Source organism: Pedobacter sp. ISL-64, assembly GCF_018613605.1.
GTDB lineage: Bacteria > Bacteroidota > Bacteroidia > Sphingobacteriales > Sphingobacteriaceae > Pedobacter.
Genome location: NZ_JAGGPU010000013.1, coordinates 36,085 through 49,739, shown reverse-complemented (window position 1 = coordinate 49,739; position 13,655 = coordinate 36,085). Strand labels below are relative to the sequence as shown.

Genomic DNA, 13,655 nt, shown 5'->3' with positions numbered 1-13,655 from the left:
AAGGAAAATGGAATCGGCTTGTCCCGTCGATATTTACTTTTTAGATTGGGTATATTGAATTGGATCTCCAGCCGGTATTTATTTGTAGCGCTTTCAAAAAACATGATGCGCTGGCCATATCTGCCTTTGGGAAGGTTTATCAAAAAAATCTTTAAAAAATAGGGAACAATTTAGTGCGGACAGGTTCATTGGTTTGGTTTTTGTAGAATGCTTTTAAGGAACTTATGATTTGATCCTGAATATATAAACAGGTTCTTTTTAACAATTTCTTAATTCTCCAATAAAATAATCCACGAACAAAACGTTTTCTATGACCAGAACCGAGCGCTTTGGGTACAGCCCTAATGCAGAATATCAAACCAGTGTAGCCTATTTTTCAATGGAGTTTGCCATTGATCAATCCCTTAAAATTTATAGCGGAGGCTTGGGTTTTCTCTCCGGATCCCATCTCCGGAGTGCATTCGAATTGAAACAAAATTTATTAGGCATAGGCATGCTTTGGAAATACGGTTATTATGACCAGGTAAGGGATAAGGATAACAATATGGTTCCAGCCTTCATTCAAAAGGATTATTCGTTTCTGGAAGATACAGGAATTGTTCTTTCTGTTCCCGTACATAGTGCTATCGTTAAAGTCAAAGCATTTTTATTGCGGCCTGCCACATTTGGCACCGCACCTTTATTTTTGCTGAGTACCGATCTTCCTGAAAATGATGAAGTAAGTAGAAGCATTACTAACCGGTTATACGACCCAAACGAGGCCACCCGGATTGCGCAGTCAATCATTCTGGGGATTGGTGGGGGAATGCTGTTGGATCAGCTCAACCTGCAGCCAGATTATTATCATATGAACGAAGGGCATGCGGTGCCACTTAATTTTTATCTGTATTCAAAGTATCAAAATCTCGAAGAGATTAAAAAAAGAATGCGATTTACAACCCACACCCCTGAGCTTGCGGGTAATGAAGAACATGATTTTTCGTTGTTAAAAGAGATGTCATTCTTTTACCATATGCAGGAACATGAAGTTAAATTTGTGCTGGGACTGGAGGGCGAGAAGTTTAATTACACGCTGGCAGCATTGAAGTTTTCTGGCAAAGCAAACGCTGTTTCCAAACTTCATGGTGAAGTTGCCCGCGAAATGTGGGGAGGCTATGATGGGATATGTGAGATTGTTTCCATAACCAATGCACAGAATCAAAAGTACTGGCAGGATAAGGCTATCGCTCAGCGCGTAAATGAGAATAACCAACAGGCGTTTTTAGCCCGGAAAAAGGAATTAAAATCACGCTTGTTTCGGCAAGTTGCCGATCAGACAGGAAAGCTATTTGATGAAAATGTGCTCACTCTGGTATGGGCCAGGCGTTTTGCCGGATATAAACGAGCAGATCTGCTGATGCACGACTGGACGCGTTTCGAGATGTTATTAAAGCATTCAAAATATCCCATCCAGATCATTTGGGCAGGAAAACCCTATCCAGAAGATACAGGCGCAAACCAAATCTTCAATCAGATCATTGATAAAACAAAGGCGTTCCCTAATTGTGCAGTTTTGGTAGGTTATGAACTCGGTTTATCCTCACTTCTAAAAAAGGGAGCTGATGTGTGGCTTAATAATCCAAAAATGTACCGGGAAGCTTCAGGAACCAGCGGCATGACAGCGGCTATGAATGGAGCTATTAATCTTTCTATTCCAGATGGATGGATTCCCGAGTTTGCGCTGAATGGAGAGAACTGTTTTCTTATCGAGCCTGCAGAAAGTTTGCTATCCGAGGAGGAAAGAGATAAAAAAGAGAATACCAACTTAATGGATGCGCTGGAAAAAACAGTTTTGCCTACTTACTATGATGATCCATCAAAGTGGTTTAATATTGTTCAAAGTGGTATAAAAGGCGTTATCCCTGAATTCGAGTCAGCGAGAATGGCAGAAGCTTATTATACGCAGATGTACCGTCAGGCCGATTAAAAAAAATACGTTAATTTCGATATCCTTCCTTACTAAATTCCCCTGTCATGACCACCCTCAATCAATAAGGTGACCAGTATCATTTTATTTGCTTTAAGCTATACCGACCTTTGTTGTCAGCGTATAGCTTGAACAAGTAACAAATGAAATCCATTATCATCATTAACGATCATAGTCCAGAATCAGAGCATGCTGCCATATTTGCACTTGTATTGGCACAACGTCTTGAGGTAAATATTATCCTGGCTAATTTACCCGTTCTAAATCTAACCACGGATGAATATGGATGGACAGAAATGCTTCCAGAGATCAGTAATACTGTAGCAATCGATTCCAGGCTGATGAAAAATCTTTTGGAAAGAAAAATGCTTCATCCGGGATTTAAACCCGTAATTCAGGAGCTGAGTTTTTCTTTTGAAATGGGGGATCTATATAGGCTGGCCAACGAAAACGAAATCTTAATGGTTATAAAGGGTTTGGATGAATTTCTGCCTCAGGCTTTGCTGAATGTTAATCTTGCCATTAATAATCTACTACATAAAATTCAGGTGCCGCTAATGATCATTCCTTCCTCATGGTCTGAAAATGAGCTCAAACGGATGGTATATTTAACCGATTTGCGTTTCTGTGGCCTAAGGACAGTAAAGTTTCTGGCAGGCCTTGCCACCTGTTGGGATGCTAATCTGGTTATTGCGCACGCTTCGGCCAGTGGCCTTCCGCTGATGGAGACCGATCAGGCAGAAGAGGTTTTTAATGATGAAGTCAGCCTGAATATAGGCTACAAGAAACTCTTCCTAAACATGCTAAATCAAGGCGAACCTGACAACACACTGAAAGTTATGGTTAGCGAAATGAAAGCGGACCTTTTGGTTCTGGTTGACCAGCATTTTCATTTTAATTTGCTTACCCAACAATATTTCAAAGATAATTGCGCGCTGTATAATCCCGTTCCCATACTCATATTCCCTTCTTGATTTCACCCTAATAAAACATGAATGAACAGCATAAATAGTACCTCCCCCGCATATATCCAATATCATGCTATCGCAAAGCACTGGGCATCAGACATCGATTTTTTTAAAATTGAAATGGTTTTTCTTCATCATTTGCTCGATGATCATTTTATATTGCTCTCCGGCCCAGCGTATATTGATGACCTAAAAGCCGTCGGTAAAAAATTCTTACAGCTTGAACAAGATAAATATAGTGCTGATACGGATCTGATCGATTACATAAAAGTACTGGAGGGACAAACAGAAAATCTTGTTGACGGCCATGGAGAACTTCTTGCTATTAGACAAAAACAGATGGAACATACTATGCTTCACTTGACTTCGACTTACAGGATACTCAAGCAAGAACTATTTTCTCTGGTTATCGCATTAATTCAGGATAGAAAGCGGCAAGCTTTGCCTCAGCTATAAGGTCATGTTTAGGATCAGCCAAAAGGCTGATCTAAATATTCTACGGACGGGAGATTAACCTTGATTTCATCCCCATTAAACTCGTTTACTCGGTATAAAGGTCAAACAAAGCAGAGTAGTTCTGTCCGAGCAGGATCGAACTGTTAATTGCTTTATTTTAGCGAATAAGGCGTTTCTGTTTATATTTGAGATGTTCAATAGAAAATGCGCTAAAAGCAAAAAGCCTTGAGTTTGAGCTCCTTTCAATGAAAGAGGTCGAACTTCAAGGCTTTTTGCCGTTTACGTAGAGTCAATCCGCGGAAGTTCGACCTTGTTCGAGCATTGTGATGCTATAGTCAATTTCGAAAAAGTCTTGAAAAACAAACTTGAAGGACAGTATCGCACAAAGAAAAAGCTTCGTTGATATTTTGCAATTTAGGATATCCTTCTAACCTCTTCGGAAAAACCAATTAACATATCCGATTAATTTATTTTGTAGATTCGCAAGTCATCTTCGGTCCATGTCAGCAAACCTTCCATATAATGATCAGCAACTTGTCCTACTTCTAAAGCAGGATAGTAAGGAGGCGTTTGGCGAAATCTATGGTCGGTATCAGACATTACTGTTTTTGTTTGCTGTGAAAAAGCTTCAGGATGAGGAAACTGCAAAAGATATTGTGCAGGAAGTTTTCATTTCCTTGTGGAACAACAGGGCAACAATCATTGACAGCGCCCCCCTTGCACCTTACCTTTACCGATCAGTATTAAATAAGGTACTTAATATTTTTCGTAGTAAAGGGGTAACCGAAGAATACATTGCCTCCCTGCAATATACCCTTAATAATTTTTCAGAAGGTTCTGCTGATTATCTGATACGAGAAAAGGATATAAGTGCAATGATCGAACTGGAAATCGCAAATTTACCTGATAGAATGCGGGAAGTTTTCGATTTAAGACGGAAAGAATATTTAAGCAATAAGGAAATTGCCCTAAAACTTAACCTATCCGAGCATACCGTCGCAACCCATATGAAAAATGCGTTAAAAATTCTTAGAAAGAGGCTCGGTTCTGCGATTTTTTCAGTTTATTTCATTAATCTTTAAATTTTTTTTCACTTCTATACCCGATTGGCCAGAGTAAGGTGTAATGTAAGGTATAGAATAGATGTGAAATGCAAAAAAGCGAAGCAGAAAAATTATTTGATAAGTTTAAAAATGGAACTTGTAACGCAGCCGAAATGGAAGCCGTTCGCTATTGGCTTCACTACTACCGCTCGGAAACTGATGCAAAATATTCTTCAGCGGAACTTGAAGATATTTCAGAAGAGATATGGAGTAAGGTAGAGCTAGCCTTACCTGAACGTAAACCTCGGGTTATCGCGCTGAAAGCTAAAATTGCTGCTGCTGCCGCAATCGTAATGTTGACGTTGGGCGGGCTCTATTTTATGCAGAACAAGGCACCCCTTTCCAATCAAGTAGCCAGCGTATACAAAAATGATATAGACCCTGGAGGGGATAAGGCTTATTTAATACTCGCTGACGGGAAAAAGGTTAGTTTAGATCATTTACAGCAAGGGGATATTACCCAACCGGGTGTTAAAATATCAAGATCAGCTGATGGTATGGTGATTTACAAAACTTCTGCTGATCAGGCGGCCACCGATGAAAACAACACGCTTGAAACACCTAGGGGCGGAAGATTTTCCATTGTCCTTCCAGATGGGACAAAAGCCTGGCTCAATGCAGCATCCACCTTAACCTATCCGCTCTCTTTCAAAAATAAAAAAGAACGCATAGTGACATTATCCGGAGAGGGGTATTTTGAAGTGGCCCACGATAAATTGCATCCGTTTATGATTCGTTCCCAAAGACAGACGGTACAGGTGTTGGGAACGCATTTCAATATACAGGCCTATTCTAATGAAAAAAAGATCAGGACAACGCTATTATCGGGTTCGGTACGTATATCGGGCAGTATGCAGGGCTCAAAAACACTTAAGCCTGGAGAACAGGCAGATTTTACTACAAATGGCGTTACGGTTTCGCAGGCAGATACAGAGCAGGCAAATGCCTGGGTAAATGATGATTTTGTGTTTAATGGCGAAGACCTTCATACGGTAATGAGACAGGTTGCAAGATGGTACGATGTAGACGTAGTGTATGATGGGGAACAGGATAATGCAGCATTCTACAGTACCATTTCAAGAAAGAAAAAGCTTTCTGAGATATTGAAAGCGCTGACAATGAATCAGGGTGTGCACTTTAAACTGGAAGGAAGGAGGGTAACTGTTATGCCTTAATCCGGAAAATTCCTGGACTGGTAAAAAAGCGGGAGCGTTGGAGGCGCCCCCGGTTAAAGGCCGGTACAGATGAGTAATTGTTCAAACACTATTATCAACTAAAACCAACCAAACAAATGTATAAAAAATACCATGCAAATGGATATGATCCAACTAATCATGTCCGTAAGTCAGGTTCCCTTTTCGGGAAGATCCCTCAGGACGCACGGATAGCCCGGAAATATTTTCCGCCGGGGCTATATTATTTACTTTTCTTTTTTCTGCTGTTTCCGGCCCGGTCTTTTGCTCAGAACGAGCGCATCAGCTTATCAAAAAAAGATGCTCCCCTGAGTGAGGTGCTAAGGGATATCCGCAAGCAGTCCGGATTTGATTTTGTGATTAACCGTGAGCAGATCGGCAGGTCAAAACGGGTAACCATCCAGGTTAAGGATGCCGGTTTAAAAGAAGTTCTGGATGAATGTTTTCGCGGTCAGCCTTTCGATTATACAATAGAAAACAGGATCATCGTTGTAGTTAACCGGGTTAAAGTAGAAAACAAAGCTTTTTTGATCAATCTTAAAATCCGGGTACAGGACCAAAAAGGTGGGGTGTTGCCCAGCGCCAGCGTAACCTCAAAAGAGGCAGGTTTGATGGGTTTTACCGATACAAACGGTGAGTTTGTGTTTTCGAGGATTCCGCGGGATGCAACTGTTGTGGTTTCCTATGTCGGTTACAGATCGGATACACTTACGGTTAAATCGTCGTCCGAAATTGTAGTCATGATGAGTCAGCAAATCAATACGATAGATGAGGTTTCTGTTGTTTCTACCGGTTACCAAACCCTATCCCGTGAAAGGGCGACGGGATCTTTCGGCAAACCTGATATGCAGATTTATCAGAACAGGGTGGCCACTCAAGATCTGGTTTCCAGGCTGGACGGTTTAGTTGCCGGAGTGACGGTAATTGCCGGGCCGAAAGGTGTGACAGGAAACAGACAGTTTGGGGGTGGAAACACCCAACAAAGTATCATCAGGGGTAGATCGACTATTCAGGCAAATTTCGATCCCCTTTACGTTGTGAACGGCGTGCCAGTGACTGACCTGTCAGTGATCAATCCGGATGACGTTCAGGATATTTCGGTATTGAAAGATGCATCTGCAGCTTCCATATGGGGCGTAAGGGCTTCAAACGGCGTAATCGTAATTACAACTAAGAAGGGATCTACGGGCAAACCCATAAAAATCAGCTATTCAGGAAATATATCTCTCTTCGGCAAACCGGATCTCGATTATGTTCCCATGATGAACAGTGCACAATACATACAAACGGCAAAAGAGCTGTTTAATCCTGCTGCTTTTCCATATGCAGCCATTGGTACCTCGGTAATCGCACCACACGAACAAATCCTCTATAACCAGAACCGGGGTTTGGTCACTGCGGCTCAGGCACAGCGCAGTCTGGATAGCCTGATCAATATCAGTAACAAAGATCAGATACGGGATTTGCTGTTTCGGAATGCTTTCACCACCAACCATACGCTTTCTGCCTCGGGCGGGACATCAGCCTACAGTTTCTATGCTTCTGGTTCTTATACCAACACCACCAGTAGCCATCCGGGAGATCAGAATGGCGCATATCGGTTAAACATCAACCAGACTTTTATGCCCATCAGCAGGCTTCGGATCAGTCTGAACACCGCATTAAACAATACCATAACCAATAGCGACAAAAGTATTGTAATCGGAAGCAATTTTGTTCCTTATCAGCTCTTCCAAAATGATGCAGGAAACAACTTGCAAATGAATTATGTTCAGGGGCTTTCGCCGGAGGTAAGAAAAGATTACCAGACCAGAAGCCGGATCAATCTTGATTATTCGCCCTTGGACGAAGTCAATATGGGATTTACAAAAGGGAATACCCTCTCGGTGAACCTCACCGGGAATGTGAATTTAAAAATATGGAGAGGACTTAGCTTTGATGGTACATACAGCTATCAAAAAGCACCCTCCACCAGCCAGCTTTATAATGATAGCAAAACCTACGACCTGCGAAGGGAGCTGCTGGGCTTTACTGTTGCAAGGACTGCAAATGATGTTCCCGTATACTATTTACCAACTTCGGGAGGAACCTATAAAACAGTGAATATTGATCAGCGAAACTATACACTGCGAAACCAGCTGATTTACAATATTGGGCTTAGGGACGGACGGGACAGGCTCAATGTTCAGATCGGCCATGAAGCCCTCGAGCAGCTTGCTACCAACAGGACAACTATTGCCCGGGGTTATGATCTTGACCTGCTGACTTCTGCGAGCCTTAATTATTTGGCCCTGAGCCAGGGAATCTTTGGGGCCGTATCGTCCTTTAGAAGTACTTTTAACGAAAAACCATTTGAGACTTTTGAGCAACTTAACCGGAATGAATCCTTTTTCGGATTGTTTAATTACACCCTGAACGAAAAGTACATGCTGGATGCCAGCATCAGGAGAGATTACAGCAATCTGTTTGGTTCCGAAAAAGGCAAGCAACGTAAACCCACGTTCAGCGTGGGCACGAAATGGCTGATCAGTAAGGAAAACTTCCTCGAAAAGAGTACCTGGATCAATAATCTGGCGCTTCGCACCACGTATGGCGTTACTGGTAATTCGCCATTCATCGGTGCAGGTTCATCAAGAGATGTGATTCAGATTGGCCGTAACAATGTAACTGGAGACTACTACTCCCTGATAGGGCTGGCCAATAATCAGCTTACTTTTGAAAAAACGGCGACGGTTAATATTGGGGTTGATTTTAGTGTGCTGCGGAACGCGATTAGCGGAAGTATTGATTTGTATAATAAGAAAACCACTGATATTCTTGGGCAGGTAGATCTCAATCCGGTCAACGGCGCATCTATTATTCGTGGTAATCTTGGAAACATGACCAACCGCGGACTGGAAGTTACCTTGAATTCGAGAAATTTCCAGCTAAAAGATTTTAGCTGGACTACAGGGCTAACATTTAGTATGAACAGAAATCGCTTGCTGAATTATTCAACTCCCCAACCTACTCAGCTTACAACCAATAGTAGAATTAATAGTAATTATGTGGTTGGCTACGGCATACAACCCTTGTTTGCCTATCAGTTTGCCGGACTGGATGCACTTGGCGATCCGCAAATCCGTTTGGCAAATGGAACCATAACCAAGGATCCTGATGTTGCTACGGCCGATGATCTGATTTATATGGGTACCACTATTCCAAAATTTAACGGTGGGCTGAGTAATACTTTCCGATACAAAAACCTTTCACTTACCGCAAACATGATCTATAATTTCGGCAATGTGATGAGACGGGATGTTAACCGTTATTTTTATGGACGCATCGATTACGGCACAGGTAGTTTTGGAGGTAACCTGAGCCCGGATTTTTTGGAGAGATGGAAAAAACCGGGGGATGAACTGCTAACCAATATCCCTTCGTATGTGGCCAGTGCAGGAGTAAATGTGAGCAGGAGAAATATTGATTACTATACCTATGCTGATATCAATGTGGTGAGCGCGTCTTATATCAAACTCAGAGATGTTACGCTGAATTACATGGTGGGACCAAAATTATTGAACCGCCTGCATGTAGCGTCTTTATCGCTTTTTGCACAGACCGGAAACTTCATGATGTGGAAAGCAAATGATTTCGGTATAGATCCTGAATACCAATCTTTCAATCAGGGAGGACGAAATATGCCTGCCTTTAAGCACAGTTTTAGTTTCGGTGCAAACCTTACCTTTTAATCTTAAGATGATGAAAATATATCAATATTTATCTTTCCTGCTGTTGTTGGTTTCTGTAGCAGGGTGTAAAAAATCTTTCCTTGAGGTAGTGCCCAAGGGACAGTTAGTTGCCACGACAACGGACGACTATGAAAAGATCATGAACGCTCCGGATCTTTATTTCTACTCATTTGCCGGGGGCTGGCAATCGATGGTGCTCATGGGAGACGATGTAGCTGCGGAAGGCAGTTACTTCTCATCAGCTTCACCGATGAGCCAGAATGCATTCAATTATAAGGCAGATATATTCAGGGCTCAGGATAATACCTTCGATTTCAAAGCTTACACAAGTAACCTGTATACGGTAAATAAGGTGATCAACGAGATCGATGAATCTACGGGGGGGAGCGCCGTACAGAAGCTCGCATTGAAAGCTGAAGCGCTGGCTAACCGGGCATGGATTTATTTTCAGCTTATCAATATATATGCAAAGCCTTACAATCCCGTTACCGCTGCACAGGATCCCGGATTTCCGATCATCCAGAAAGCCGATATCAATTTAAGTGGACACACCAGAAACAGTGTTGCTGAAGTTTATGCTTTTATCATTCAGGATTTCAACGACGCTATCAGTACCCTGCCCCAGAACAATAAATTCGCCCAGCGTTTTTCAAAGCCTGCCGCGGAAGGTATGCTGGCTAAGGTTTATCTCTACATGGGTAGAAATGCGGAGGCCCTGGCCATGTTTAATACCGCTTTGACTGATGCTGCCGCCCAGGCCGGGCCTGCTAAGCTCTACGATTATAATGTGGAATTTGCTTCGGGCGGGAAGTTTGATCCAATTGGCTACAATGGCCCGAATAATTCTCCTGGGATAAACTATGACGACGTGACAGAATCAGTGCTGGCGAAAACATTTTACAATGGGCCCTACAGCGGAAACGAGTTTGGGAATGACTTTCTTGTACTATCTCCGAAGGCACAGGCACTGTTTGCTCCAGGTGATTTGAGGCTGAATTTTTATGGCGCTTTTTTTCCGTATTCTACACCTAACCCTTCAGGCAGGCTATCAAAATATTCAGTTAATTATTCAAAGTTTGGATTACAGTTGGCCGAATTATACCTGCTAAGGGCAGAAGCAAATGCGAGGTTAAATAACCTTGCAGCCGCAGTTTCTGATCTGGAGCTGCTGCGCAGAAACCGTATGCCTGTAAATGTTGCCAGTGTTCCCGCTCAGGCTGCTTCCAGTAAAGAGTCACTGATAAGGTTTATCTTCCAGGAGCGTACAAGGGAATTCGCAATGGAAGGATACCGATGGTTCGATATGCGACGATGCTCAATTGATCCGATTTTCTCGGGCGAGACATTCTCTCATATCATTTATAATGACGAGACTTCTACCAATATTACCAGTTTTAACCTGCCTAAGGAAAGGCTTACGCTTCGGCTCCCACCAATCGTAATGAATGCCAATCCGGGCTTTACTAATAACCCTTAAATAAAGATCATGAATATTTTAAAAATCAATATACGCTTAGCGATTACCTTAAGTTTGCTGCTGTTTTCAGTAGCTTCCTTTTCACAGAACAAATTCACCATCAAAGGGCAGCTTTCGCCAGAGATTAATGGTAAAAAAGTCTTGCTATCCTATAAGAACAATGGCGTAAGTGTAGAAGATTCCACCAAAGCTGAAATGGGTAAATTTACTTTCAAGGGGCTGATCGGAGATCCGGCCTATGCACGGATCAGTGTAGATCCGCCTGCCATGACTACCATGCAAAATGTAAAGAGCCTTGATGTTCGCGACTTCTTCATCGATGCAGGAGAAATCTTGATTACCGGATCTGCGGGCGCAAAAACAGCTGTAATCAAAGGCGGGAAAACACAGACCGATTATCAGAGAAGGTTTGAGCTTTACAAGCCGGTGCAGGCCCGTGTTGATTCCCTGAATACATTGATCGCCGGTTATAAGGAAAAAGGAGATAATAAAGCAATGGATGCTGCCAGACTGGAGATGAATGCAGAATTCGCCAAAACAGGGAAAATTGATAGCAATTTCATTAAGGATAACCCTAACAGCTTTCTCTCCCTTGACATCTGGAGATCAAAACATCGGGGAACCCTTCGTTCTAACTTTGAGCCAGAGTTCAAAAGGTTCAGTTCGGAGGTTAAAAATACCTTTGCAGGTAAAGAAATCCAAGCTAAGTTTGACCTGGCAAAAAAACTGGCTCCAGGACAGCTAGCACCCGAGTTCAAGCTTAAGGACACAGCAGGGAATGAGGTTTCTCTTTCCTCACTTCGTGGAAAGAATGTATTCGTTTGCTTCTATGCACCGGATTTTATGAACTATGATGCTTTTACATTTAACCTCGGCCGTATTAATAGGGCCTTGAAAGACAAAAATACGGTAATGGTAACGGTTTACTACGGCTATGCCGACAGGCCGGATTCATATTGGATGGAAACGATAAATAGATCCAATTTCAACTGGATGAACCTGAATGATATTGGTGGTGTGAACAACGCGGGAAGTGTGAGTTCAACGGCAAAAGCTTACGGTTTGACATACTATACCTTGCCTAATGCACTCCTTATTGGTGAGGACGGTAAGATACTGGCCAGCCAGCTCAAATTAAATGATACGGGTTTAGCGCAGGAACTTGCACAGTTAATAAAATAAAAATGAAAAGAAAAGTAATATTAATAATTGCGTTTATGGCAACTACTATCATGAGTATGTATGCGCAAACTCCCAAACGGGAATACCTTGATGTTGGAGACACCATTAATACCTATCCGAAGGTGGAATGGATTAAAGGAAATGCCATCAGTAAGTTTGATCCTTCGAAAATATACATTATAGATCTTTGGGCCACATGGTGCAAGCCCTGTATTGCCGCTATGCCTCATTTTAACGCGATGGCATCAAAGTTTAAAAACCGGGGAGTAGTATTTATAGCGCAAGATGTGATGGAAGGCGACAGGCAAAAAGTATTGGATTTTGTAAAAGCAAATGATAAAATGATGGGCTTTGATGTTGCTTTCGGTGGCGGAAAGGGAAGTGACTTTGAACAGGAATGGATTAAGCCAGCAGGGGTGAGCGCTATACCCGAAACCTTCGTGATAAAGGGAAACAAGTTGCTTTGGCAAACCTCTCCAGACATGATCAACGAAGCTGTTATTGAGATGCTGATCAAGGGCGATTTCAGTATCGAAAAAGCAAAAAAATCAATTACAAATTAAAATATTTCCTGATTTTTGCTACTGGTAACCGTTCTGGTTGCCAGTAGCATTTTCTGGGCTGGTTGAGGATTTATTCCAAAAGTGGCCACTTGTTTTTCAGCAAAATGACCACTAATTCCGCTTAATTATTGATCACTCGCCTAATTTTAAATGGCTTTAAGGCTTATTTAAAGCCATTTGGATCAATAAGGTTGCTTTTGTGTTCAAGGCAGCTTTAGTGGAGCGCTAAAGCGCTTAAAAAAGGTTTTTTTTAGAAAGGGTGTTGCTGGAGTTTTTTATCTGTGGATTTTGGATGTAATGCTGCCCTAGAACAGCTTTATTGGCTGGATAATCATATCGGGATGCTGTGGAGTGAAGTTTTGTGCGGATGGGAAACAGAGTGTTGCCAAAATTTCTGTTGCGATGGTTTTGATAGGAATGGATATATTTGGGATTCTTCTCAAGATATTCTGCTCAAAGTCGGGCTAATCTACTGGGCTACAGTTTGGAACGGAATCTACTGTCCACTATTGCCGAAATCCTTAAGTATATTAGTTCAATTAAATTAAATACGTGTAGTTATTACTGTATAAATACACGCCTAATCCCCCTTAAACAAAAAAAGCCCATCTTTCGATGAGCTTTTAATCAGTAGCGGGGAGCAGGATCGAACTGCCGACCTCAGGGTTATGAATCCTGCGCTCTAACCATCTGAGCTACCCCGCCGGGCTTAATATTTACTAAATAACGTAAATATCGATGTGGTTATTTTTAAGAGCTGCAAATATAGGATAAATATACATTCTATTAAAAAGAAATGTGAAAAATACTTAAAGCCTTATTGCTCAGTAAATTTGATTGTTTTTAAGAGACTATAATAGTCATTTTAGACCTTAAGGGAGCCTGTTTTTAGAAATTAATAACATATAAAGCACCGCATTTCGACGGATACCGCAGAATTAACCGCATTCCTGGTCTTAGCATATGATTAAGTCTATTGCTTACGGCATGTACGAAGATATTTCAGCTGGCCATTT

Annotated in this window: 9 protein-coding genes and 1 tRNA gene; 9 read left to right on the top strand and 1 reads right to left on the bottom strand. The window is 41.9% G+C overall.

Going from position 1 to position 13,655, the window contains the following annotated elements; translation table 11 throughout:
- The first annotated feature begins 310 nt into the window (after positions 1–310).
- The 9 genes from glgP (at position 311) to J7E57_RS17280 (ending at position 12,639) form a co-directional block, all read left to right on the top strand.
- Positions 311–1,966 (top strand): alpha-glucan family phosphorylase, encoded by a 1,656-nt coding sequence (glgP, locus tag J7E57_RS17320; protein WP_215131447.1) that lies wholly within the window; start codon positions 311–313, stop codon positions 1,964–1,966.
- Between the two features lie 143 nt (positions 1,967–2,109).
- The gene (locus J7E57_RS17315) at positions 2,110–2,940 is read left to right on the top strand and encodes a hypothetical protein (RefSeq protein WP_215131445.1); all 831 of its coding nucleotides are present in this window, start codon (positions 2,110–2,112) and stop codon (positions 2,938–2,940) included.
- Positions 2,941–2,961: 21 nt separating this feature from the next.
- Entirely contained in the window at positions 2,962–3,390 is a 429-nt protein-coding gene (locus J7E57_RS17310; protein WP_215131443.1) for a hypothetical protein, read from the top strand.
- 500 nt (positions 3,391–3,890) lie between these two features.
- Complete coding sequence (locus J7E57_RS17305; protein WP_215131441.1) at positions 3,891–4,472, top strand: RNA polymerase sigma-70 factor; 582 nt, start codon at positions 3,891–3,893, stop codon at positions 4,470–4,472.
- Between the two features lie 68 nt (positions 4,473–4,540).
- Positions 4,541–5,668, top strand: coding sequence for a FecR family protein (locus J7E57_RS17300; protein ID WP_215131439.1), 1,128 nt, complete (start codon positions 4,541–4,543; stop codon positions 5,666–5,668).
- Between the two features lie 116 nt (positions 5,669–5,784).
- Positions 5,785–9,417 (top strand): SusC/RagA family TonB-linked outer membrane protein, encoded by a 3,633-nt coding sequence (locus J7E57_RS17295; protein ID WP_215131437.1) that lies wholly within the window; start codon positions 5,785–5,787, stop codon positions 9,415–9,417.
- A gap of 7 nt (positions 9,418–9,424) precedes the next feature.
- Complete coding sequence (locus J7E57_RS17290) at positions 9,425–10,894, top strand: RagB/SusD family nutrient uptake outer membrane protein (RefSeq protein ID WP_215131436.1); 1,470 nt, start codon at positions 9,425–9,427, stop codon at positions 10,892–10,894.
- Between the two features lie 9 nt (positions 10,895–10,903).
- Complete coding sequence (locus J7E57_RS17285; protein WP_215131433.1) at positions 10,904–12,076, top strand: DUF4369 domain-containing protein; 1,173 nt, start codon at positions 10,904–10,906, stop codon at positions 12,074–12,076.
- Positions 12,077–12,078: 2 nt separating this feature from the next.
- Positions 12,079–12,639 carry a TlpA disulfide reductase family protein gene (locus J7E57_RS17280; protein WP_215166212.1) on the top strand — a complete coding sequence of 187 codons (561 nt, stop codon included), beginning with the start codon at positions 12,079–12,081 and terminating at the stop codon, positions 12,637–12,639.
- 631 nt (positions 12,640–13,270) lie between these two features.
- Here J7E57_RS17280 and J7E57_RS17275 read toward each other — a convergent pair.
- Positions 13,271–13,344 (bottom strand) — tRNA-Met (locus tag J7E57_RS17275).
- Between the last annotated feature and the right edge of the window lie 311 nt (positions 13,345–13,655).

What these genes read in the sequence shown, in the direction of transcription:
- J7E57_RS17315 (WP_215131445.1), top strand. Translation starts at nt 2,110, where the DNA reads ATGAAATCCATTATCATCATTAACGATCATAGTCCAGAATCAGAGCAT.
- J7E57_RS17300 (WP_215131439.1), top strand. Translation starts at nt 4,541, where the DNA reads ATGCAAAAAAGCGAAGCAGAAAAATTATTTGATAAGTTTAAAAATGGA.
- J7E57_RS17310 (WP_215131443.1), top strand. Translation starts at nt 2,962, where the DNA reads ATGAACAGCATAAATAGTACCTCCCCCGCATATATCCAATATCATGCT.
- J7E57_RS17285 (WP_215131433.1), top strand. Translation starts at nt 10,904, where the DNA reads ATGAATATTTTAAAAATCAATATACGCTTAGCGATTACCTTAAGTTTG.
- J7E57_RS17290 (WP_215131436.1), top strand. Translation starts at nt 9,425, where the DNA reads ATGATGAAAATATATCAATATTTATCTTTCCTGCTGTTGTTGGTTTCT.
- J7E57_RS17295 (WP_215131437.1), top strand. Translation starts at nt 5,785, where the DNA reads ATGTATAAAAAATACCATGCAAATGGATATGATCCAACTAATCATGTC.
- glgP (WP_215131447.1), top strand. Translation starts at nt 311, where the DNA reads ATGACCAGAACCGAGCGCTTTGGGTACAGCCCTAATGCAGAATATCAA.
- J7E57_RS17280 (WP_215166212.1), top strand. Translation starts at nt 12,079, where the DNA reads ATGAAAAGAAAAGTAATATTAATAATTGCGTTTATGGCAACTACTATC.
- J7E57_RS17305 (WP_215131441.1), top strand. Translation starts at nt 3,891, where the DNA reads ATGTCAGCAAACCTTCCATATAATGATCAGCAACTTGTCCTACTTCTA.